At 74.3% G+C, this 20628-nt stretch carries 18 protein-coding genes, 4 tRNA genes and 1 pseudogene; 8 read left to right on the top strand and 15 right to left on the bottom strand.

The features are described 5' to 3' along the window. Positions 1-46 precede the first annotated feature (46 nt). The 8 genes from ACFY4B_RS33960 to ACFY4B_RS33925 all read right to left on the bottom strand — a co-directional run bounded on the left by ACFY4B_RS33960 (position 47) and on the right by ACFY4B_RS33925 (position 10056). On the bottom strand, positions 47-1759 hold the full coding sequence (locus ACFY4B_RS33960; RefSeq protein ID WP_049651777.1) for a pyruvate dehydrogenase: 1713 nt from the start codon (positions 1757-1759) through the stop codon (positions 47-49). A gap of 127 nt (positions 1760-1886) precedes the next feature. Next, positions 1887-4295 carry a glycoside hydrolase family 65 protein gene (locus ACFY4B_RS33955; RefSeq protein ID WP_387974363.1) on the bottom strand — a complete coding sequence of 803 codons (2409 nt, stop codon included), beginning with the start codon at positions 4293-4295 and terminating at the stop codon, positions 1887-1889. Further along, on the bottom strand, positions 4292-5038 hold the full coding sequence (locus tag ACFY4B_RS33950) for an HAD family hydrolase (RefSeq protein ID WP_387974360.1): 747 nt from the start codon (positions 5036-5038) through the stop codon (positions 4292-4294). The genes ACFY4B_RS33955 and ACFY4B_RS33950 overlap by 4 nt, the downstream gene beginning before the upstream one ends. Before the next feature lie 122 nt (positions 5039-5160). Further along, entirely contained in the window at positions 5161-5961 is an 801-nt protein-coding gene (locus ACFY4B_RS33945; RefSeq protein ID WP_049651767.1) for a VOC family protein, read from the bottom strand. Between the two features lie 262 nt (positions 5962-6223). Beyond that, positions 6224-6715 (bottom strand): SRPBCC domain-containing protein, encoded by a 492-nt coding sequence (locus tag ACFY4B_RS33940; RefSeq protein ID WP_375876774.1) that lies wholly within the window; start codon positions 6713-6715, stop codon positions 6224-6226. A gap of 132 nt (positions 6716-6847) precedes the next feature. After that, the gene (locus ACFY4B_RS33935) at positions 6848-8569 is read right to left on the bottom strand and encodes an LCP family protein (RefSeq protein ID WP_079272026.1); all 1722 of its coding nucleotides are present in this window, start codon (positions 8567-8569) and stop codon (positions 6848-6850) included. Positions 8570-9156: 587 nt separating this feature from the next. Continuing rightward, positions 9157-9229, bottom strand: a tRNA-Lys gene (locus ACFY4B_RS33930). Positions 9230-9276: 47 nt separating this feature from the next. Further along, a complete protein-coding gene (locus ACFY4B_RS33925) occupies positions 9277-10056 on the bottom strand; it encodes a DNA polymerase beta superfamily protein (RefSeq protein WP_387974355.1) in 780 nt (259 codons plus the stop codon). Between the two features lie 193 nt (positions 10057-10249). On the opposite strand from ACFY4B_RS33925, the gene ACFY4B_RS33920 reads away from it, so the two are divergent. Continuing rightward, a complete protein-coding gene (locus ACFY4B_RS33920) occupies positions 10250-11011 on the top strand; it encodes an SDR family oxidoreductase (RefSeq protein ID WP_387974352.1) in 762 nt (253 codons plus the stop codon). A gap of 112 nt (positions 11012-11123) precedes the next feature. Next, the gene (locus tag ACFY4B_RS33915) at positions 11124-11819 is read left to right on the top strand and encodes a tyrosine-protein phosphatase (RefSeq protein ID WP_380780990.1); all 696 of its coding nucleotides are present in this window, start codon (positions 11124-11126) and stop codon (positions 11817-11819) included. Between the two features lie 7 nt (positions 11820-11826). Here the strand turns inward: ACFY4B_RS33915 and ACFY4B_RS33910 are convergent. Then, positions 11827-12285: pseudogene (locus tag ACFY4B_RS33910) on the bottom strand (RICIN domain-containing protein); the annotation flags it as partial. Positions 12286-12431: 146 nt separating this feature from the next. On the opposite strand from ACFY4B_RS33910, the gene ACFY4B_RS33905 reads away from it, so the two are divergent. Together ACFY4B_RS33905 and ACFY4B_RS33900 are read left to right on the top strand one after the other, a co-directional pair. Next, positions 12432-13526 carry a hypothetical protein gene (locus ACFY4B_RS33905; RefSeq protein ID WP_387974349.1) on the top strand — a complete coding sequence of 365 codons (1095 nt, stop codon included), beginning with the start codon at positions 12432-12434 and terminating at the stop codon, positions 13524-13526. Between the two features lie 104 nt (positions 13527-13630). Further along, positions 13631-13966, top strand: a complete 336-nt coding sequence (locus tag ACFY4B_RS33900; RefSeq protein ID WP_074002063.1) for a hypothetical protein — start codon at positions 13631-13633, stop codon at positions 13964-13966. Positions 13967-13973: 7 nt separating this feature from the next. Here the strand turns inward: ACFY4B_RS33900 and ACFY4B_RS33895 are convergent, their stop codons facing one another. The 6 genes from ACFY4B_RS33895 to crcB (ACFY4B_RS33870) form a co-directional block, all read right to left on the bottom strand. After that, positions 13974-14813 carry a TIGR02452 family protein gene (locus ACFY4B_RS33895; protein WP_049660839.1) on the bottom strand — a complete coding sequence of 280 codons (840 nt, stop codon included), beginning with the start codon at positions 14811-14813 and terminating at the stop codon, positions 13974-13976. Positions 14814-15036: 223 nt separating this feature from the next. After that, positions 15037-17328 carry a DEAD/DEAH box helicase gene (locus tag ACFY4B_RS33890; protein ID WP_387974346.1) on the bottom strand — a complete coding sequence of 764 codons (2292 nt, stop codon included), beginning with the start codon at positions 17326-17328 and terminating at the stop codon, positions 15037-15039. A 195-nt stretch (positions 17329-17523) separates the two neighbouring features. Next, a complete protein-coding gene (locus tag ACFY4B_RS33885; RefSeq protein ID WP_387828304.1) occupies positions 17524-18264 on the bottom strand; it encodes a hypothetical protein in 741 nt (246 codons plus the stop codon). 157 nt (positions 18265-18421) lie between these two features. Further along, the gene (crcB, locus tag ACFY4B_RS33880) at positions 18422-18796 is read right to left on the bottom strand and encodes a fluoride efflux transporter CrcB (RefSeq protein WP_387974343.1); all 375 of its coding nucleotides are present in this window, start codon (positions 18794-18796) and stop codon (positions 18422-18424) included. After that, positions 18793-19191: a DUF190 domain-containing protein gene (locus ACFY4B_RS33875; RefSeq protein WP_117488946.1), complete on the bottom strand. Its 399-nt coding sequence runs from the start codon at positions 19189-19191 to the stop codon at positions 18793-18795. The genes crcB (ACFY4B_RS33880) and ACFY4B_RS33875 overlap by 4 nt, the downstream gene beginning before the upstream one ends. Continuing rightward, positions 19188-19694 (bottom strand): fluoride efflux transporter CrcB, encoded by a 507-nt coding sequence (gene crcB, locus ACFY4B_RS33870; RefSeq protein WP_198959337.1) that lies wholly within the window; start codon positions 19692-19694, stop codon positions 19188-19190. Before crcB (ACFY4B_RS33870) ends, ACFY4B_RS33875 begins: the two co-directional genes overlap by 4 nt. Before the next feature lie 154 nt (positions 19695-19848). On the opposite strand from crcB (ACFY4B_RS33870), the gene ACFY4B_RS33865 reads away from it, so the two are divergent. From ACFY4B_RS33865 to ACFY4B_RS33850, 4 genes are all read left to right on the top strand, one after another. After that, positions 19849-20190, top strand: a complete 342-nt coding sequence (locus ACFY4B_RS33865) for a metallopeptidase family protein (protein WP_049656966.1) — start codon at positions 19849-19851, stop codon at positions 20188-20190. Positions 20191-20305: 115 nt separating this feature from the next. Then, positions 20306-20378, top strand: a tRNA-Glu gene (locus tag ACFY4B_RS33860). A 63-nt stretch (positions 20379-20441) separates the two neighbouring features. Beyond that, positions 20442-20515, top strand: a tRNA-Asp gene (locus tag ACFY4B_RS33855). 27 nt (positions 20516-20542) lie between these two features. Further along, positions 20543-20616, top strand: a tRNA-Phe gene (locus ACFY4B_RS33850). The last annotated feature ends 12 nt before the right edge of the window (positions 20617-20628 follow it).

The following is a 20628-nucleotide window of genomic DNA, read 5'->3' as shown; positions in this document are numbered from 1 at the left end:
CCTCAGAGGCAAGACCTCTCCGACAGGCGCCCCGACCGGCCCCCGCTCACGGCCGCGGAATGTTCCGCAGGTTGCTCCGGGCCAGGTCGACCATGCGTCCGACGCCGCCCGAGAGCACCGTCCTGCCCGCCGCCAGCGCGAAGCCCTTCAGCTGGGCGGCGGTGATGTGCGGCGGGATGGAGAGCGCGTTGGGGTCGGTGACCACGTCCACGAGGGCCGGGCCCGGCCGCTCCAGCGCCTCGACCAGCACCTCCCGGACCCGGGCCGGCTCGGTCACCCGCTTGGCCTGGATGCCCATCGCCCGGGCGATCCCGGCGTAGTCCACGTCCCCGTTGTCGATCTCGAACTCCGGGTAGCCGGAGACCAGCATCTCCAGCTTGATCATGCCGAGCGCGCCGTTGTTGAAGACCACCGTCTTCACCGGCAGCCGGTGCTTGGCCACCGTGAGCAGCTCGCCGAGCAGCATGCCGATCCCGCCGTCGCCGGCCATCGCGACCACCTGCCGCCCGGGGCAGGCGAGTTGGGCGCCGATCGCGTGCGGGAGGGCGTTGGCCATCGAGCCGTGCAGGAAGGAGCCGATCACCCGGCGGCGGCCGTTGGGCTGGAGGTAGCGGGCGGCCCAGACGTTGTTCATGCCGGTGTCCACGGTGAACACGGCGTCCTCGGCGGCCACCTCGTCGAGCACCGAGGCGACGTACTCGGGGTGGATCGGCAGGTGCTTCTCGATGTCCCGGGTGTACGCGCCGATCACGTCCTCCAGCGACCGGCAGTGCTTGCGCAGCATCCCGTCCAGGAAGGCGCGGTCGCGCTTGGCGTCGAGCAGCGGCAGCACGGCCCGCAGGGTGGCGGCCACGTCGCCGTGGACGGCGAGTTCGAGGGCGGTGCGGCGGCCGAGCCGGGTGGCGTCGTGGTCGACCTGGACGGTGTGCGCCTGCGGCAGGAAGGAGTCGTACGGGAAGTCGGTGCCGAGCAGCACCACCAGGTCGGCGGAGTGCAGCGCCTCGTGGCAGGCCCCGTAGCCGAGCAGGCCGCTCATGCCCACGTCGTACGGGTTGTCGAACTGGATCCACTCCTTGCCGCGCAGGGAGTGGCCGATCGGCGCGTTCAGGGCCTGCGCGGCGGCCATCACCTCGGCGTGCGCCCCGCGCACCCCGGCGCCGCAGAACAGCACCACCTTGCGGGCGGCGTTGAGCAGCCGGGCCAGTTCCTGCACCTGGGACCAGGGCGGGGCGGCGACGGCCTGCTCGGTGAGGAAGTGGCTGGTGCCGGTGGGGGCGGCGGCGGAGAGCGCGGCGACGTCCCCGGGGAAGGCGAGCACCGAGACGCCGTGCGAGCCGAGCGCGTGCTGGACGGCGACCCGCAGCAGGCGGGGCAGCTGGGCGGGGGTCGAGAGCATCTCGCACCAGGTGCTGCAGTCGGTGAACACCCGCTCGGGGTGGGTCTCCTGGAAGAAGCCGGTGCCGATCTGCCCGGACGGGATGTGCGAGGCGAGCGCGAGCACGGGCAGGCCGCTGCGCTGGGCGTCGTACAGCCCCTGGACGAGGTGGGTGTTGCCGGGGCCGCAGGAGCCGGCGCAGACCGCGAGCCGGCCGGAGAGTTCGGCCTCGGCGGCGGCCGCGAAGGCGCCGGCCTCCTCGTTGCGCACGTGCACCCAGCTGATGCCGTCGGCCCGCCGGATGGCGTCCACGACGGGGTTGAGGCTGTCCCCGACCACGCCGTAGACCCGCTCCACCCCGGCCTGCCGGAGCACCTCCACCATCTGTTCGGCCACGCTCGGCACGGCGGCGACTCCTTCGCTGGGGCGGCTCCACGGGACACCAGCACTCTCCGGGGCGGCCGGGGGCGGCGCAGCCGGGGCGGGGCGAACGGGTGAGGGGTGCGGGCTGCTACTCGGCCGCCAGGTGGTCCTGCTGGCCGAGCTTGCCCGCCGCGAGGCCGGCCTGGGGCTTGCGGCGGCCGGGTTCGCGGCCCGGGGGCTGGGCGACCCGCTCCTGGGCGGGCGGGGCGGTGGTCGGCAGGGTGACCGGGGCGCCGGACTTGACCTGCACCGCCTCGCCGTCGTGCCGGACGTGGAGGACCTCGCCGCGGCGCAACGTGTACGTCGTCCGCTCGTGGGTGATCTCCACGCCGAGCAGGTGCCCGCGCACCAGCAGCGAGAAGCTCAGCCGCATCAGCCCGGACGGCAGCCGGGGCCGGAACGAGAGCGCCTCGCCGTGGTCGCGCAGCCCGCCGAAGCCGGCCACCAGGGCGATGCAGGCCCCGGCGAGCGAGGCCATGTGCAGGCCGTCGCGGGTGTTGCCGCCGAGGTCGTGCAGGTCCATCAGCGCGGCCTCGGCCGTGTAGTCGTAGGCGAGGTCGAGCTGGCCGACCTCGGCGGCGATCACCGCCTGGGTGCAGGCGGAGAGCGAGGAGTCCCGGACGGTCAGCCGCTCGTAGTAGGCGAAGTTGCGGGCCTTCTGCTCGTCGGTGAAGGCGTCGCCGCGGACCTGCATGGCGAGCACCAGGTCGGCCTGCTTGACCACCTGCTTCCGGTACAGGTCGAAGTACGGGTAGTGCAGCAGCAGCGGGTAGTTCTCCGGCGGGGTGTGCTCGAAGTCCCAGACCTGGTGGTGGGTGAAGCCGTCGGCCTGCGGGTGGACGCCGAGGTCCTCGTCGTACGGGATGTACATCGCGGCGGCCGCGTCGCGCCAGGCGGCGGTCTCCTCGGTGTCCACGCCGAGCAGCGCGGCCTCGTGCGGGTTGCGGACGGCGGCCTCGGCGGCGGCGCGCAGGTTGGTCTGCGCCATCAGGTTGGTGAAGACGTTGTTGTCCGCGACGGCGCTGTACTCGTCGGGGCCGGTGACGCCCTCGATGCGGAACCTCCCGGCCACGTCGTGGTGGCCGAGCGAGCGCCACATCCGGGCGGTCTCGACGAGCAGTTCGAGCCCGTACTCGCGCTCGAACTCCGCGTCGCCGGTGGCCCGGACGTAGCGGGCGACGGCGGCGGCGATGTCGGCGCCGATGTGGAAGGCAGCGGTGCCGGCCGGCCAGTACCCGGAGCACTCCTCGCCGCGGATCGTCCGCCACGGGAACACCGCGCCGGACAGGCCGAGTTGGACCGCCCGCTCGCGGGCCAGCGGCAGGGTGGTGTACCGCCAGCGCAGGGCCTGGTTGACGGCGGCGGGCAGGCAGTAGGTGAGCACCGGCAGGACGAAGGTCTCGGTGTCCCAGAAGCTGTGCCCGTCGTAGCCGGGCCCGGTCAGCCCCTTGGCGGGGATGGCCCGCTCCTCGCTGCGGGCGCCGGCCTGCAGGACGTGGAAGACGGCGAACCGGACGGCCTGCTGGAGTTCGACGTCGCCCTCGATCTCGATGTCGCTGGTCTCCCAGAACTCCTGGAGGAATTCGGCCTGTTCGGCGATCAGCCCGTCCCAGCCGGTGTACCGGGCGGCGGTCAGCGCGGCCTCCACCTGGTCCCGGACGGCGGGCAGCGAGCGGGTGCCGGACCAGCCGTAGGCCATGAACTTGGTCAGCCGCAGCCGCTGTCCGGCCTTGAGCACGGTGGTGACGCTGATCCGGCACTGGTCGGCGTCGGCCTCGGCGACGGTGTCGGACTTCTCCGGCCCCTCGATGATGTGGTCCATCCCGGCCGCGACCCGGATGCCGCTGTACCGGGTGCGGTGCACCAGGATGGCCTTGGTCCCGCTGGCGTGGTGCGCCTCGGGCTGCAGCGGCGCCTCCAGCACGGCGGCGGCCCGCGGATCGCCCTCGGGGCCGCCGGGCAGCTGCTCGTTGGCGACCAGCTCGGACTGGAGCACGATCCGCACCGGGCCGTCCACCGCCTCGACGCTGTACTCGACGGCGGCGACGGCGCGCTGGGTGAGCGAGACCAGTCGGGAGGAGCGCACCCTGATCGTCCGCCCGGCCGGGGAGGTCCACTCCGCCTCGCGGTGCAGCAGGCCCTCGCGGACGTCCAACCAGCGCTTGTGGCTGACGAGTTCGCCGTAGCGCAGGTCGAAGGGCTCGTCGTCCACCAGCAGCCGGATGATCTTGCCGTTGGTCACGTTGATGACGCTCTGGCTGGACTCCGGGTAGCCGTAGCCGCCCTCGCCGTACGGCAGCGGGCGCAGTTCGAAGACGCCGTTGAGGTAGGTGCCGGGCAGGCCGTGCGGCTCGCCCTCGTCCAGGTTGGCGCGCAGGCCGATGTGGCCGTTGGAGAGCGCGAAGACCGACTCGGCGCGGGCCATCGAGGCCAGGTCCAGGCCCTGTTCGGTGATCTGCCAGGGGTCGATCGCGAAGTTCTTGTCCCCGGGAGTCATGCCTCCTCCCCCAGGAGCTCGGAGAGGTCCTGGACGACCACGGTGGCGCCGTCCCGGCGCAGTTCGGCGGCCTGGCCGGTGCGGTCCACCCCGACCACCGCGCCGAAGCCGCCGGCCCGGCCGGAGGCGACCCCGGCGAGCGCGTCCTCGAAGACCGCGGCGTGGGCGGGTTCGACGCCGAGGGCGCGGGCGGCGTACAGGTAGGTGTCGGGGGCCGGCTTGCCGGGCAGTCCCTCGGCCTTGGCGGTGTTGCCGTCCACGATCACCTCGAACAGTTCCTCGATGCCGGCCGCCCGCAGCACGTCCCGGCAGTTGGCGCTGGAGGAGACCACGGCGCTGGGCAGCCCGGCCGCGCGCAGCCGGTGCACGTAGTCGACCGAGCCCTGGTACGCCTGGACGCCCTGCTCCCGGATCAGCCGCAGCACGGTGTCGTTCTTGGCCCGGCTGATCCCTTGCACCGTGGGGGAGTTGGGCGGATCGTCCGGGGTGCCCTCGGGCAGGTCGACGCCCCGGCTGCGCAGGAACGCGCGGGTGCCGTCCAGGCGCGGGCGGCCGTCCACGTAGGTGTCGTAGTCGGTGACGGCGTCGAAGGGGACGAACTGGCCGCCGGTGCGGGCGGCTTCGGCGCGCAGGAAGGCGTCGAAGGTGTCCTTCCAGGCCGCGGCGTGCACCTTCGCGGTCTGGGTGAGCACCCCGTCGAGGTCGAAGAGGAAAGCACGGATGTCGTCCGGTAGCCCCAGCATGGGTGCAGTCTTACCCGGGAACGGGGGGAAGCCGCCCATTTCCCGGCGGCGCGTCGCGGGAAGGGCGGCTTCCGGTTGCCGGGCGGGGCCGGACCGGGCGGCGTCACGGCGCCGGGGCGGCGTTACGGCGAGTCGGGCATCTGCGCCTCGGGCGCCTCGATGACCGCGAAGACCGCGCCCTGCGGGTCCTGGACCACCGCCATCCGGCCGGACTGCATGTCGAAGGCCGGCTGGATCACCGAGCCGCCCGCCTTGACCAGGGCGTCCACCGTGGAGTCGGCGCCGTCCACCGAGAAGTAGGTCATCCAGTGCGAGGGCGTGCCGGCCGCCAGGTAGCCGGGGATCGCCTGCATGCCGCCCACCGTGCGGTCGGCGACGTTGAGCGAGAAGTAGCCGTCCATGCCCTGGATGGTGGCCGGGCGCAGCCCGAGGGCCGGCTGGTAGAAGCGGCCGGCCGCGCCGGTGTCGGCGGTGTTGAGCTCGTTCCAGACCAGTGCGCCGGGCTCGTTGACCACGCCCGCGCCGATGAAGTCCATCGCCTGCCAGACCCCGAACACCGCGCCGGTCGGGTCGGCGGCGACCAGCATCCGGCCGATCGTGCCGACGTCCATCGGGTCGTACAGGACCGTGCCGCCGGCCTCGGTGATGGACGCCCGGGCCGCGTCGGCGTCGTCCGAGGCGAGGTAGGTGGTCCAGGCGACGGGCGGCGTCGGCTGCCCCTCGGGCGCCGCCTGCGCCATGATCCCGGCGACCGGCCGGCCGTTGAGCATGCACACGGCGTAGCCGCCGAACTCGGCCGGGCCGACCTCGCCCTGCCAGCCGAACAGGTCGCGGTAGAAGTCGAGCGCGGCCTGCTGGTCGCTCGCCATCAGGTCGACCCAGCACGGGGTGCCGGGCTTGTACGGATCGGTGACTACGGGCATTGCTGGGCCTCCCGGAGGCGGTGGTGGCCGGCTGTGGTGGTCGGGACGGTCGGAGCGGTCGGGCCCTCGTCCCGGCCTGGCCTGGTGGGGGTACGGCCCGGCCGGGACGACGGCGGTACACCGCCACCTTCGGTCCGCCGCCGCGATCCCGCCACCGGACGGCGCCCTGGCGGGCGACCGGCGGCCGGACCGTCACGGGGCTCGGGCGGGGTGCTCACGGGCTGTTCACCGGGGCTGTTCACCGAACTCTTCCCCGGGCTGCTCACGGGGCGTCGTGGTGGTGCCCGGTGACGAAGTACGGCTGCACCTTGCCGCTCTGCGCGTAGTCCTTGAGCCGGACCAGCAGTTCGGCCCAGGTGCCGGCCACCGCCGGGACGCCGTCCTCGCTGCCCGGCTGCCAGCCGCCGTGCCGGAACAGCAGCCGGGTGCGCCCGGGCGCGGCGGGCCGGCCGGGCTCGGAGGCGGTGGGCTCGTCGGGGGCGACGGGCTGGTCGGACAGCTCCCAGCTGATCCAGGTGCCGGCCCAGTGCGGCGGGAAGGACCCGGCGTTGGTCCACACCACCCGGTCCCGGTCGGCCCGCTCCACCCGCAGCCGGAACGGCTCGGGGACGTCGGGGAAGTCGAACAGCAGGACGTCGCCGTCCCGGTCCACGCCGGTGGTCCACCAGGCGGTCAGCCCGTCGTGCGTGGTGAGTGCGGCGAGCACCACGTCCCGGGGCGCGGCGATGTCGAGCTGGAGGGCGATCTCGGGCATGGGTCCGCCTTTCGGTGGCCGCCGGACTCCCTTACGCCCACCATGGCACGACCCCCGGGCCCGCGCGCCCCGGAGGGCGCCGGCCCGGGGGTCGTCCCCGTCGTTCCGGTGGGTGCGGTCGTTCCGGTGCGGTCAGCCGCCGCTGCCGTAACTGGTGTTCGCGCAGATGTCGTCGTCCGCCGAGCGGGCGTCGTTGGTGATGGTGGTCGGCAGCGGCTGCGGGGGCGCCGGGACGCCCGGGGTGGCGGCCGTCGCGCCGCCGCCGGCGGGGGCACCGGTCGACATCCCCATCGCGGCCGCGAAGTCCTGGCCGGTGATCACCGAGATGCCCCGGGCGGTGCTGGACTCCAGGCTGGCGCCGGGGAACAGCGCGGCGACCTTCTCGGCGTTCGCCTTCTGCCCGGAGCCGTACTCGATCGTGGTGGTCTTGTACTTGGTGCTCGCCGCCTGGCCCGCCGTGCTGGCGGTGAACTTGGCGCCCTTCAGCAGTTCGGTCGCCTTGCCGGCCAGGCCGTTGGTCATCGTCCCGTTGTAGACCGCCACCCTGATCGCCGAGTTGGACGTGTCCGCGGCCGGGGCGGCCGGGGTGGTGGGCGCGGCGGGCTGCTGCGGAGCCGGGCCGGTGCCGTCCGCCGGGGCGTCCGGCTGCTGGCCGGTGGCGTTCTGGCCGTCGATGGTCTGGTCGGCCTTGAGGGTCTCCCAGAGCTTGTTGGCGTCCGGCTGGACCAGGTCGAGGTCCTTGTCCTGGGTGCGGAAGCGCCAGGGTGCCGTCACGAACTTCAGGTCGTGCATGTCGATGTTCTTCAGCGACAGGCCGAAGGAGGCAAGCTTGTCGGCCGAGTCCAGGCCCGGGTCGACGACCAGCGACTTGGTCGCGGCGTCGGCCAGCGGCAGGAGGGTGGTGGGGTTCATCCCCTCCTTCTTGATCTTGGTGGCGAGCGAGCCGAGGAAGGCCTGCTGGCGCTTCATCCGGCCGATGTCCGAGCCGTCGCCGATGCCGTGCCGCAGCCGGACGTAGTCGAGCGCCTGCTGGCCCTCGACGGTCTGCTTGCCCTGCGGGAGGACGAGGTCGCCCTTCCTCTTCAGGTTGGGGTTGATGTCCCCCTCGTAGATCGGCTTCGGCAGGCAGATGTCCACGCCGTTCACGGCCTTGGTCATCGCGGCGAAGCCGTTGAAGTCGACGACCAGGGTGTGGTCGACGCGGATTCCGGTGAGCTTCTCCACCGTGTTCTGGGTGCAGGCCGGGTTGCCGTCGTCGCTGCCGCCCATCGAGAACGCGGCGTTGAACAGGTCGGTGTTGCCGCCCTTGGTCCACTTGCCGTTGGGCAGCTTGCAGGACGGCAGCTCGACCTTGGCGTTGCGCGGTATCGAGATGCCGACGGCGTGCTTGTGGTCGGCGTAGACGTGCAGCAGGATCGTGGTGTCCGAGCGGGCGCCGCCGTCGTCGGCGCCGCCGCCGAGGTCGGAGTTGTTCTTGCCGCGGCTGTCCGAGCCGATCAGCAGCACGTTGACCGGCCTGTTGCCGTCCGCGTCGGCCTTCGCCTCCGGGGGGCGGTTGCGGGCTATGGCGTCGGCGTCGAAGGACTTGATGTTGGCGTTCAGCTTGAGGTAGATCGCGCCGCCGACACCGGCGATGACCACCAGCACGCCCGCCGTCGACCAGGCGACGATCTTCTTCACGTTCTTCTTGGGCTTGGCGCTCTTGCGCGCCGCGGCCCGGCCGCCGCCCGCGGCGGCCGCGGCACCCGCGGTGGCCGAACCGCCACCCTTGCCCTGCGCGGCACGGCGGGCCTCCGCCCGGCCACCGCTGCGCGGACCGGGCACTGGGCTCTCCGCACCTTCCGTCGTGGGCATGTCCTCGCCCCGAGCCGGGCTCTCGCCCCTCCGACCTGACATGCGCGTACCTTTCACCGACGGAAGCGACGCCCCTGACGATCCGGCGCACCGCACACAGAGAGACGGCCCGAACCGTTCCCAGGTTGCACATACGACCGTCACCACTAACCGACGATCGTGGCTTCCGATCATATTTAGGCCCGACACGATCACCGACCCTCGGCCCTCGGACAACCCCGCCGACCGACGGGCAACACCACCGCAGAACAGTCGAAAACGCCCGATTCCGACGTGACCCATGCCACTCCACCGGTCCGCGTCCACACCGAATTCCAGCCACCGGCACGGCAGGTGGGGGCGCCACGCGATCGGCACCGGCCGCGGGGCGCGCACCGGCCGCGGACGGCAGCGGATCGGCCCACCCCAGGCGTAGGCACCCCAACGCCCTCACACGCACCGGAGTTGGGCACGCGGGGCAGGCCCGGGCGGCTTCCGCCAGGACCGGCCGCGGCCCGTGACGGTGCGCGGCTCCGGGCGGCGGAACGCCCGCGCCCGGGAACGACGGAGGCCGGATCGGAGAACATCCCGATCCGGCCTCGGTGCGGTGGGGCGCCAGGGGCTCGAACCCTGAACCTACGGATTAAAAGTCCGCAGCTCTGCCAATTGAGCTAGCGCCCCGCGGCCCTGGAACACCCGGGGTTCCGGGTGGGAGGACCACGGCGATCCTACCCGGTGGGGCCCAGGGCTCCGCCAGTGGATTGCGCGGGCGTGCCGGGGTTGTGGAGCGGGTCTTGAGGCGGTGTGTAGTGGGCGGCGCGGACCCGGCGGAGCCAGGCCTCGACGGGGCGCGGGTCGGGCGCGGCGGGCAGCACGCCGGGGCCGGCGAGGCGGTCGGCGGCGGCGGCCAGCAGGCCCTCCGCGAGGGTGGGGCGGTCGGCGATGCGTTCGCCCAGTTCGCGGATGCGTTCGGGGTCGGGCAGCCGGATCAGGTTGCGGCCGGTCTCGTGCAGGCGGACGGCCTGCTCGACCAGCCGGACCAGGTGCCGGGCGTGCTTGGCGGCCCGGCGGCGGGTGGCCGGATCGGTGGTGTCGCGGGTCAGCAGCTTGCGGAACTGCTGGTCGGCGTAGCCGAGGTAGGCCTTCCGTACGGCCGGTGCGCTGAGGAAGGCCGTGCGCAGGCCGACCAGTTCGTCGCCGAGCGGGGTGCGGACCTCGTAGAGCCCGTCCGGCAGCCAGACCAGCTCGGAGGCGGTCGGGTTGCAGCCCAGCGCCAGCCGGCACCACTTGGCGGCCTCGTGCAGGGTGAGGTCCGGCGCGGTGGTCACCTGGGACTCGGCCGGGCGGTGCAGGCCGTGCAACTCCTCGGTGGGGGTGGCGAACAGGCCCAGCCGGTCGAGGTCGGAGCCGGCGTGGGCGAAGCCGTACGCGGTGGAGCCGACGATGCCGGAGAGCAGCACCGTGCCGGGGACGGACGGAGGGACGGGAGCAGCGGGAACGGCGGACATCGGCGGACTCCTCTCGTACGGACGGGCGGGCACCGCATCCTCGTCCGGGCATCCTCGCCGGAGCGGGCCGCGCCGGGCGAGCGAATTCCGCTCCGGCGCCGGCCCGGCCGCCGATACCGGGCCCCGAGGATCGCGGCCCCGCGGGCGGCCGCGGCGGGTGTCCCCGGCCGGGCCGCCGGGTAGCGTACGGGCCATGTCGACCACCCCGACCGATGAGGTCCTGATCGTCACCGGCGCGAGTCGCGGCATCGGTGCCGCCACCGCCCTGCTGGCCGCCCGCCGCGGCTACCGGGTCTGCGTCAACTACCGTACGGACGAGGCCAACGCGGCCGCCGTCGTGGAGAAGATCCGGGCCGACGGCGGCACCGCCCTCGCGGTCCGCGCCGATGTCAGCCGCACCGCCGAGGTCGAGCGGCTGTTCACCACCGTGGACGCCGAACTCGGCCCGCTCACCGGGCTGGTGAACAACGCCGGCACGCTGGAGAAGCAGTGCCGGCTGGAGGAGATCGACGAGGACCGGCTGAACCGGATCTGGGCCGCCAACATCACCGGCCCGTTCCTCTGCGCGGCCCAGGCCGTCCGCCGGATGTCCACCCGGTACGGCGGACGCGGCGGCGCCATCGTCAACGTCGGCTCGGCGGCCTCCCGGATCGGCTCGCCGAACGAGTACGTCGACTACGCGGCCGCCAAGGGCGCGGTGGACTCGATGACCCGCGGCCTGGCCCTGGAGGTCGCCGCCGAGGGCATCCGGGTCAACACGGTGCGGCCGGGGCTGATCCACACCGGCATCCACGCGCTCGGCGGCGAGCCCGGCCGGGTCGACCGGGTCGCGCCCAACCTGCCGATGCGCCGCGGCGGGCAGCCGGAGGAGGTCGCCGAGGCGGTCCTCTTCCTGCTCTCCCCGGCGGCCTCGTACACCACGGGGGCGTTCCTGGAGGTCTCGGGCGGGCGCTGAACAGCCCGGTTCCGTACCGGAGGGGGCCGGTTTCGGCCAGCGTCGTCCCGCCACCGAGCGGCCCCCTCCGGTTTCCTTCCGCCCGTTCGCCCCCGCCCGTACGGTGGTGGCCATGACCGACGCCTTCATCGACATCCCCGGTGTGCGCAACTTCCGTGACGCGGGCGGGATCGGCGCCCTCCGCCGGGGCGTGCTGTACCGCTCCGGGTCCTTCCACACCCTCACCGAGGAGGGCGCCCGGCGGCTCAAGGCGCTCGGCCTGCGGACGGTGTTCGACCTGCGCAGCGCGTTCGAGCTGCGGACCTGGCCGGACCAGCGGCACGGCCTCGACCACGAGTCCCTCAACCTGCCGACCCTGCCCGCCGACCGCAAGGACGTCGACCGGCCCTGGCCCGAGGACCAGGCGGCCCTCTACCCCTTCATGGCCGAGACGGCCGGCCCCTCGCTGGCCGCCGTGGTCCGCCGCCTCGCCGCGCCGGACTCACTGGCCGCCGTCGTCCACTGCGCCGTCGGCAAGGACCGCACCGGCCTCACCATCGCCGTCCTCCAGTCCCTGCTGGGCGCCTCCGAGGCCGAGATCACCACCGACTTCCTGCGCTCCAACGTCGGCCTCGGCCTCGACAAGGGCCCCACCCCGTACGTCGACGAGACCGGCACCGAGCGGATCTCCCGCCCGGTCGACGCCGGGCACCTCGCCTCCTCGCTGGCCTGGATCCACGACCACCACGGCAGCGTCCCCGACTACCTCCGCCACCACGGCACGACGGACGCCGAACTCGACGCCGTCCGCGCCAAGCTCTCGGACTGACCGGCCGTCAGCCCTCCCGGCGCTCGAAGCGCCACCACTGCGCCGGGGCGTCGGCGTCCTCCCGCTGGTGGACGTCGGCCTCCGGGGTGTCGCCCGCCGTCAGGGGCTTGCCGCTGATGAAGCTGGTCACCGTGTAGGTGCCCGGGGCGTCGACGTGGGCCTCCAGCAGCCACTCCTGGGCGCCGAAGGCGTTGGCCGACCACTGCTGGATCCGGACGCCGTCCTCCGTCGAGGCGCCGGCGACGTCCAGGCGCTTCCCGCTGCCGACGTTCTCGATGTGGAACAGCGCGCCGCCCGGGTGGACGGCGGTGAGCCGCCAGAGCCGGGCGTCGCTTCCGTCGTCCGCGCCGAGGACGATCCGGGCGCCGCTGCGCCGGGAGCCGTCGGCGACCCGCAGCAGCAGGCCGCTGCCGACGTTGCGGACGAGGTAGCTGCCGTCGGTGATCGCGGAGTCTGTCACGACCGCAGTCTGCCACCGGGCACCGACAGGCCGTCCCGCACCGCCGTACGGGCCACCGTGCGGGCCACCGTGCGGGCCACCGGCCGAGGGCTCCGAGCCGGGGGCGCGGAGGAGTTTCCGCCGGACCGTCCCCGCCCCCTATGCTGCGGCGAATGTCCACCGAGCAGATACCGTCGCACCGTCAACAGCCCACCTTCTCCGAAGCCGTGGCCGCCCTGGAGGCCGTGCTCGCGGCCGGGGACGACGAGCGGTTCGGGCCCGCCCTCGGCCTGGTCGGCGGGCTGTTCGGCGCGGCCGACCCGGCCGAGCGGGTGGCGGCCGGCCCCCGGCTGGCCGCGCTGCTGCCGGACGCCCCGCCCTTCCCCCGCGCGCACCTGGCCATGGTGGTGGGCGCCTGCGTGGAGCACGGCGCCGACCCGGTCGCTTGCTCCGGCCCGGTGCTGGCCGGTCTGCGCGGGGCGCTGACCGGCGCGCAGCTGCTGGTCCGGCGCTGGCTCTCCACCGGCGGCGGCCCGCTGCCCAGCGCGGAGGAGGACGATCCGGCCGAGGCGCACGAGCGGATCGCCGACCCGGCGCACCTGGACGAGTGGCACGCGCACCTGGCCGTGGTCGCCTGGTGGACGCTGCACCTGTGGCAGCAGGCGGCCTGGGCGGTGTACGCGCACGCGGAGGTCCGGGCCGAGGCCCGCGCCTCGGGCGTGACCGAGGTGCTCCTGGAGCTGTTCGACCGCTACCAGGGCGAGCAGCACGACTTCAAGGGCCTGGTCCACCTGGCGCTGATGCTGGACGACGAGCCGCTGCTGGTGCTCGACCGCCCCACCGGCACCGGCTACCTGCTGCGGATGAGCGGCCTGAGCGACACCTTCCAGCTGCACACCCTGCTCGCCGACGTGCTGATCGGCGGCGGCCACCTGCCCGGCACCCCGCAGGAGCGGGAGGTGGTGGCGCTGGCCCGGACGGCGTTCCTGGACGGCCGCCGGGTGATCGCCACCGGTGCCTTCAACCTGGTCGCGCCGGACGGCTCCTGGATCTGGAACGAGGGGACGCCGGGCGATATCCCGGTGGTGGACGGCGTGCGCACCCTGGTGCTGGAGCCGCTGCCGTACGAGCGCAGCTGGTCGGCCGGGCGGTTCATCCAGGAGGTTCCGGGCGACCTGCGGCTGGAGCGGGTGCTCGACCCGGCGGAGGCCGCCCGCCGGCTGGCCGCCACGGTGCCGGGGCAGACGCCCGCCGAGGCGTTCCGGTAGACCGGGCGCTCCGGGTCCAGGCGTTCCGGGAGGCCCCGACGGCCCCGCCCGTTCACCGGGTTAGGGTCGGAAGCCGACACAGCCCCCTACGAGTGGAGTCGACGATGGCGAAGGTCCCGAACGTGATCGCGGCCGCCGCGCCCGCCGCGCTGACCGCGGCGAGCGGTCTGGTCGGCGGTTACGGCGTCGCCCGCTGGAGCGGCCGGCGCGAACTGGGCGGCGCGGTGCTGGCGGTGGCCGGCGCCGGGGCGGCCGCGCAGTGGCGCCGGAGCTCGGGCACGGGCACCGCGGCGGCGCTGACCGGCCTGTACGTGGCGGCCTTCGGCGGCTCGCACCCGCTGGCGAAGAAGATCGGCGCCTGGCCGTCCGTGTTCGCGGTGACCGGCGTGGTCGCGGCGGCCTCCACGGCCGCGACGGCGCTCTCCGCCCGCAAGCGCTAGCCGGCCCTCACCGGACCGCGCGCTCCGCACCGAACCGGGCCTCGAAGGCGGCCCGGTTCGCCGAGACCGGCGCGCGGTCCCAGACCGCGAACACCACCCGGTCGAAGGCCGCCCCGTACCGGGCCAGCGCCCCCTCGAAGGCCTCGGCGACCTGCGCCGGGTCGTTGCCGAACACCCCGCAGCCCCAGGCGCCGAGCACCAGCGTGCGCAGCTCGTGCCGGGCGGCCGCGGCGAGCACCCGCACGGCCCGCTCGGCGAGCACGCCGCGGACGTCGGTACCGGGTGAACGCCGTTCCAGCTGACCGGCGTTGGGCGCGGGCGAGGTCAGGAAGGAGACCGGGTACGGCCGCGCCAGCAGCTCGCCGCGCCCGTCCCGGATCACCGGCACCGCCGGCGAGACGATCACCCGGTGGCTGTACCGGAGGTCGGTGGAGGCCCGGTGCGCCTCGTAGTAGTCCGGTGCCTCCAGCAGGCAGCTGTACAGCAGCGCGCTGCGGCACAGGTCCTCCTCCTGGGCGCGGGCGCCGCGCAGGTAGCCGCCGCCGGGGTTGCGCGCGGAGGCGAAGTTCAGCACCCCGACCGGCCCCGCCCCGGCGTCGACCAGCCGGCGGGCGGCCTGGACGCTCCCCTCGGCCGTGACCTCGATCCGCCCGGCCGCCGGCCCCGGCCCGCGGCCGCCCTCCGCCAGCAGCGCGTCCAGCCGCTCCGGCGCGTACGACACCGTGCCGGCCTTCGCCGCCGCCAACTCCTCCCCCACCCGCACGAGTTCGCCCCCGGCCGTCCGGTAGCTCCCGCGCTCGGCGATCTCCTCGTTCACCCGTGCCACGTCGTGCAGTCTGCTGCTCATGGCCGCGACGCTACGGGACTACCGCGCCCGTGCGCCACAGGTTATTCTCACTTCCAGAACAACACCCCGGGGGGGATGGCGGGGTGTCCGCGTGGGGGAAACGCGAAGGGCCCGCTCCGGGGAGGAGCGGGCCCTTCGTGCGTTTCACGCGGTCGGCCCGGCCGTGTGGTCGGCCCGGCCGCACGTTCAGCCCGGCCGGCGGTCGGTCACCGCCGGTGCGGCGTCAGTTCTTCCAGCGCGGCTTGCGGTCGTCGCCGCCACCGAAGCCACCCGAACGGCCACCACGGTCGTCACGGTCACGGCCACCGCCGAAGCCGCCACGGTCACGGTTGAAGCCACCGCGGTCGGACTGCGGACGGCCACCGGAGCGGTGGTCGTCGCGGCGCGAGAACGGACGGCTGCTGCTGCCGCGCTCGTCACGGTCCCGGCCGAAGGACGGACGGTCGCCGAAGGAGCGGGCCGGACGGTCGCCGCCGCCGAAGCCACCCGAACGGCCGCCGCGGTCGTCGCGGTCGCGGTTGAAGCCACCGCGCTCGCGGTCGCCGCCACCGAAGCCACCCGAACGGCCACCACGGTCGTCACGGTCACGACCGCCACCGAAGCCACCACGGTCACGGTTGAAGCCACCGCGCTCGCGGTCGCCGCCACCGAAGCCACCCGAACGGCCACCGCGGTCGTCACGGTCACGACCACCGCCGAAGCCACCACGGTCGCGGTTGAAGCCACCGCGCTCGCGGTCGCCGCCACCGAAGCCACCCGAACGGCCACCGCGGTCATCGCGGTCACGACCGCCACCGAAGCCACCCGAACGGCCACCGCGGTCATCGCGGTCACGGCCACCGCCGAAGCCACCCGAACGGCCGCCCCGGTCGTCACGGTCACGGTCACGGCCGTAGGCCGGACGCTCGCCGCGCGCCTCGCGGTACGACGGGGCACGGTCCTCGGCCTGCGCCGCGGCGGGGGCCTCGGCGGCCGGAGCGGCCTCGGCCGACTCGCCGGACTCGGCCTCGGCGGCCGGCTCCTCGTCCTCGATGCCCAGCTCGGCCCGCTCGCGCGCCGCACGGGCGGCCAGGCGGTCGGCCTCCTCGCGCAGCTCGGTGGCGCGGCGCTGCGCGCGCTCCAGCTGGCGGGTCATGTCGGCGAGCTCGCGCTCGGCGGCACCGGCGATGCCGGCGGCGCTCTCGGCCTGGACCTCGGTCAGCGAACGGGCGCCGGTGATCTTGGCGACCTCGGCGTCGAAGGCGTGGTCGAGGATGTGGCGCGAGGCGTCGACGCCCGCGTCCTCCATCAGGCGGAAGACGCCGCGGCGCTGGTGCGGCAGCACCAGGGTGACGACGGCGCCGGAGCGGCCGGCGCGCGCGGTGCGGCCCGAGCGGTGCAGGTAGTCCTTGTGGTCGCCGGCCGGGTCCACGTTCAGGACCAGGTCGATGCCGTCGACGTGGATGCCGCGGGCGGCGACGTCGGTGGCGACGACGACGTTGACGTAGCCGTCCTTGAAGTCGCCGAGGACGCGGGTACGGGCGCCCTGGGTCATACCGCCGTGCAGCGCGTCGGCCTTCACGCCGGCCTCGATCAGCTGCTCGGCGACACGGTCGGCGCCCATCTGGGTGCGGACGAAGATGATCGTGCGGCCCTTGCGGGCGGCGATCGCGTTGGTGATCGGCGCCTTGTCCTTGGGCTTCACCACGAGGATGTGGTGGGTCATGGTGGTGACCGCGCCGGCCGACGGGTCGACCTCGTGGGTGACCGGGTTCTTCAGGTAGCGCTTGACCAGGGTGTCGATCTCGTTCTCCAGGGTGGCGGAGAACAGCAGGCGCTGGCCGCCGGCCGGCACCTGGTCGAGGATCTCGGTGACCTCGGGCAGGAAGCCCATGTCGGCCATCTGGTCGGCCTCGTCGAGCACGACGGTCCGGACGTCGGCGAGCTTGGCGCTGCCGCGGTTCAGCAGGTCGCGCAGACGGCCGGGGGTGGCGACGAGGATGTCGACGCCGCGCTCCAGCGCGTAGATCTGGTTCGACATCGAGGTGCCGCCGCAGACGACCTTGAGCTTGAGGCCGAGCACCGAGCCGAACGGCTCCAGGGCGTCGGCGACCTGCATGGCCAGCTCACGGGTCGGGACGAGGATCAGGCCGCGCGGGTGCTTGGGCTTGGTGCGCTCGCCGTCGGCCAGGCGGGTCAGCAGCGGCAGGCCGAAGCTGAGGGTCTTGCCGGAGCCGGTGCGGCCACGGCCCAGCACGTCCTTGCCGGCCAGGGCGTCCGGGATGGTCGCGGCCTGGATCGGGAACGGGGTGGTGACACCGCGCTTGGCGAGGGCACGCACGACGTCGTCGTGCAGGCCCAGGTCGCCGAAGGTGATGGTGGGCTCGGCGGCCGCCTCCTCGGTGGCCTCCACGGTCTCCACGGCCTCGGCGATCACCTCGTCCGCGGCGGTGTCGGTGATGTCGTTGGTGTCGGTGACATCGGCGGCGGCCTCGTTCGCGGGCATGGCGAAGCGGGCGTCGTCAACGAGAGACATGCAAAACCTTCCGGAAGTGGCACGCGCCAAAGTCCGGGGTTCTGTTTCACAACCGCCTCTATGCGGTCAGCCACGGATCGCCGGAACGCGCCAAGGGCGCCAGATGGGAATAGGGCGCCAGTCAAATGGATCAAACGAACGATCTACCACCATAGACGAACCTGGGGATCAGAGGCAAACCCCCTGCTCAATCACCTAATGCGCGACCACCCGCGGGCTCGGGGCCGAGGAACCGGAGCTGCCGGAGGACGGGTCCGGGGCCGGCGGGACGGTCGCGGCGGGCGAGCTGTGCTCGGGCGCGGGGGTGCCGGACGGGTGGCTGCTCGGGGTGGACGAGGGCGTCCCGGCCGAGCCGCCGCCGGAGCGGCCCTCCCCGGTGCCGCCCGCCCCGCCGGTACCGCCGGAGCCCGCCGTACCGCCCGACCCGCCCGGGCCACCGCCCGGGTGCGGCACGGGACTTGTGTTCGCACCGCCCGCCGAACCGCCGCCCGGACCGCCGTCGGGAGCGCCCGACCCCGGCACCGGGACCACCCCGGCCACCGCGCCGTTCGCCCCCGGGGCCGCCTCGCCGGGCGCCGTCACGGTGGCCCCGTTCGCCCCGCCCTCGCCCTGGAGGCCCCCCGGCCGCTCCGGATGGCCCGAGGCCCCGCCCGGGTGCCCGGCCCCCGGCGAGGCCGAGGGCCCGCCCGTCGCCCCCGGCCGGGCCGCCGGACCGGCCTGCCCGACCGGCGCCACGCCGTGCTTCTCCTCCGCCGCCGGGCCGACGGACATGCAGCCGGTCAGCCCGAGCCCGGTCACCGTCAGCAGCGCCGCCGCCCGTACCGCGCGCGAGCGCGGGAGCGCCGCCGCCCGCCCCGGAGCCGTACGCGCCGCGGCCAGCCGCACCCGCACCGCCCGTACCGCCCGCACCGTCCGTGCCGCCCGTACCGAAGCCACTGAGGTCCCTCTCTACCGCCCCACCCGGGCCGCCCACTCGCGCGCGGCCGCTTTTGGTGCCCAACGCGCGCCCGGCCCGGCGGGACACGGGCAGCGCCCAAGCTCGCCCGGGCCGGGAGGGCGCACCGCGCCCTCCCGGGGGCTTCCGGCGCCCCGCTCAGCCCCAGAGGGCCGAGGCCAGCTCCGCGCCCGCGTAGACCGCGGCCAGGCCGGCCGCCACGCTGCCGGCCGCGTTGGCCAGCGCGTACCGTCCAGCCCCGGTCTCGGCCAGCCGCAGGGTCTCGTACGAGAAGGTCGAGTAGGTGGTCAGCGCCCCGCAGAGCCCCGTCCCCAGCAGCAGCTGGACCTGCGAGGAGGCCGCGCCCGCCGCCACCGCGCCGGTCACCAGCCCGAGGAGCAGGCAGCCGACCACGTTCACCGTGAACGTCCCCCACGGGAACACCGAGTCGTGCCGGGACTGCACCGCCCGGTCGGTCAGGTACCGCAGCGGCGCGCCGACCACCGCGCCCGCCACCACCAGCAGCCAGTTCACTCCGCCGTCTCCCCCCGGCCCGGATCCCGGCCCGCGTCCCGGCCCGGCTCCGCCGCCGGCCCCCGGCCCGCGTAGGTCACGACCTCGCAGCGGTCCAGCAGCACCAGCCCCTCCGCCACCATCCCGTCCAGCCGCGGCAGGAACGCCCGCACCCGCTCCTCCTCGTCCACGATCACCACCGCGACCGGCAGGTCCTCGCTCAGCGACAGCAGCCGCGTGGTGTGCACCAGCGACGAGGCCCCGAACCCCTCGATCCCCCGGAACACGCTCGCCCCGGCCAGCCCGGCCGCCCGGGCCCGGTGCACGATCTCGCTGTACAGCGGGCGGTGCTGCCACCGGTCGTTCTCCCCGACCAGCACGGTCAGCCGGAGCGCCGGCCCGCTCAGCCGGCTCACCGCGCGCCCCCGCCGGGCGCCGTCGCGCCCCGTTCGGCCCCGCGGCGGACGGCCCGGTGCACCAGACGCCGGGTCAGCCCGGCCGCCGCCCACACCGCGAACAGCGCGCCCGCCAACGTCAGCCCGAGGTACGCCACGGCGGGCCCCGGCCGGCCGCCCTCCAGCAGGCGGCGGACGTCCACCGCGTACGTCGAGAAGGTGGTGAACCCGCCCAGCACCCCGGTGCCGAAGAACGGCCGCACCAGCGGATGCGCCTGGCGCCCCTCGGTGATCACCACCAGGAACACCCCGATCACCGCGCAGCCGACCACGTTGACCAGCAGCGTCGTCCACGGGAAGGCCGACGGCCCGGTCCGCCAGCCGAGCCCGGCCGCGTACCGGGCGACCGCCCCGATCGCCCCGCCCAGCGCGACGACCGCCACCGCCCGCCCCTGCCCGCGCAGCACCGGCGGCCGGGCCCGGCCGAGCCGTCCGCCGGGGGCCGGCGCCGCGCCCGACGGCAGCACCCGGGCCGGGCCGTCCGCCGCGGTGCCCCCGGGCGCGGCGCCGTCCGCGGCGTCGTCCACGGCGCCCTCCGAAGTCGTCACAGCCCCATCAAACACCGGCCCCCGCCACCTGGCACACCGTCATCCGGCACCGGACAATGATCCGGTGGAGATGACCCGGGAAGAGTTCGAATCGCTGGTCGGCGACGCCCTCGACCAGATCCCCCCGCAGCTCGCGGCCATGATGGACAACGTCGCGATCTTCGTCGAGGACGAGCCCGACCCGAGCGACCCCGAGCTGCTCGGCCTCTACGAGGGGACCCCGCTCACCGAGCGCGGCGAGTGGTACGCGGGCGTCCTGCCCGACCGCATCCTGATCTACCGCGGCCCCACCCTGCGCCACTGCGACACCCACGAGCAGGTGGTCGAGGAGGTCCGCACCACCGTCATCCACGAGGTCGCCCACCACTTCGGCTTCGACGACCACGAACTGGACGAGCTGGGCTGGTCCTGACCCCCGCCCACGGGCCCCGCCCCCCACCCGGCCGAAACCCGTTTTGGCGATCCGCCCCGCATCCCATATGCTTCTCGACGTCCCCGAACGCTGGGAACAGCGGGACAGGCCACAAGCCCTCATCGTCTAGTGGCCCAGGACGCCGCCCTTTCAAGGCGGTAGCACGGGTTCGAATCCCGTTGGGGGCACGCAGTACCGTAGTAAAGTGCAGTGCGCAAGACCGCAAGACCCTGAGTGGTTCGCCACTTCTAGGTCCCGTGGAGCAGTTGGTTAGCTCGCCACCCTGTCAAGGTGGAGGTCGCGGGTTCAAGTCCCGTCGGGATCGCTCGTCTCGCAAGAGACGGTGCAGTACGGCCAGGTAGCTCAGTTGGTACGAGCGTCCGCCTGAAAAGCGGAAGGTCGCCGGTTCGACCCCGGCCCTGGCCACAACCCGGAAGC

The organism is Kitasatospora sp. NPDC001261 (genome assembly GCF_042896795.1).
Taxonomy (GTDB): domain Bacteria; phylum Actinomycetota; class Actinomycetes; order Streptomycetales; family Streptomycetaceae; genus Kitasatospora.
The sequence above is the reverse complement of the archived record's forward strand: the minus strand, read 5'-3'. Positions and strand labels throughout refer to the sequence as shown.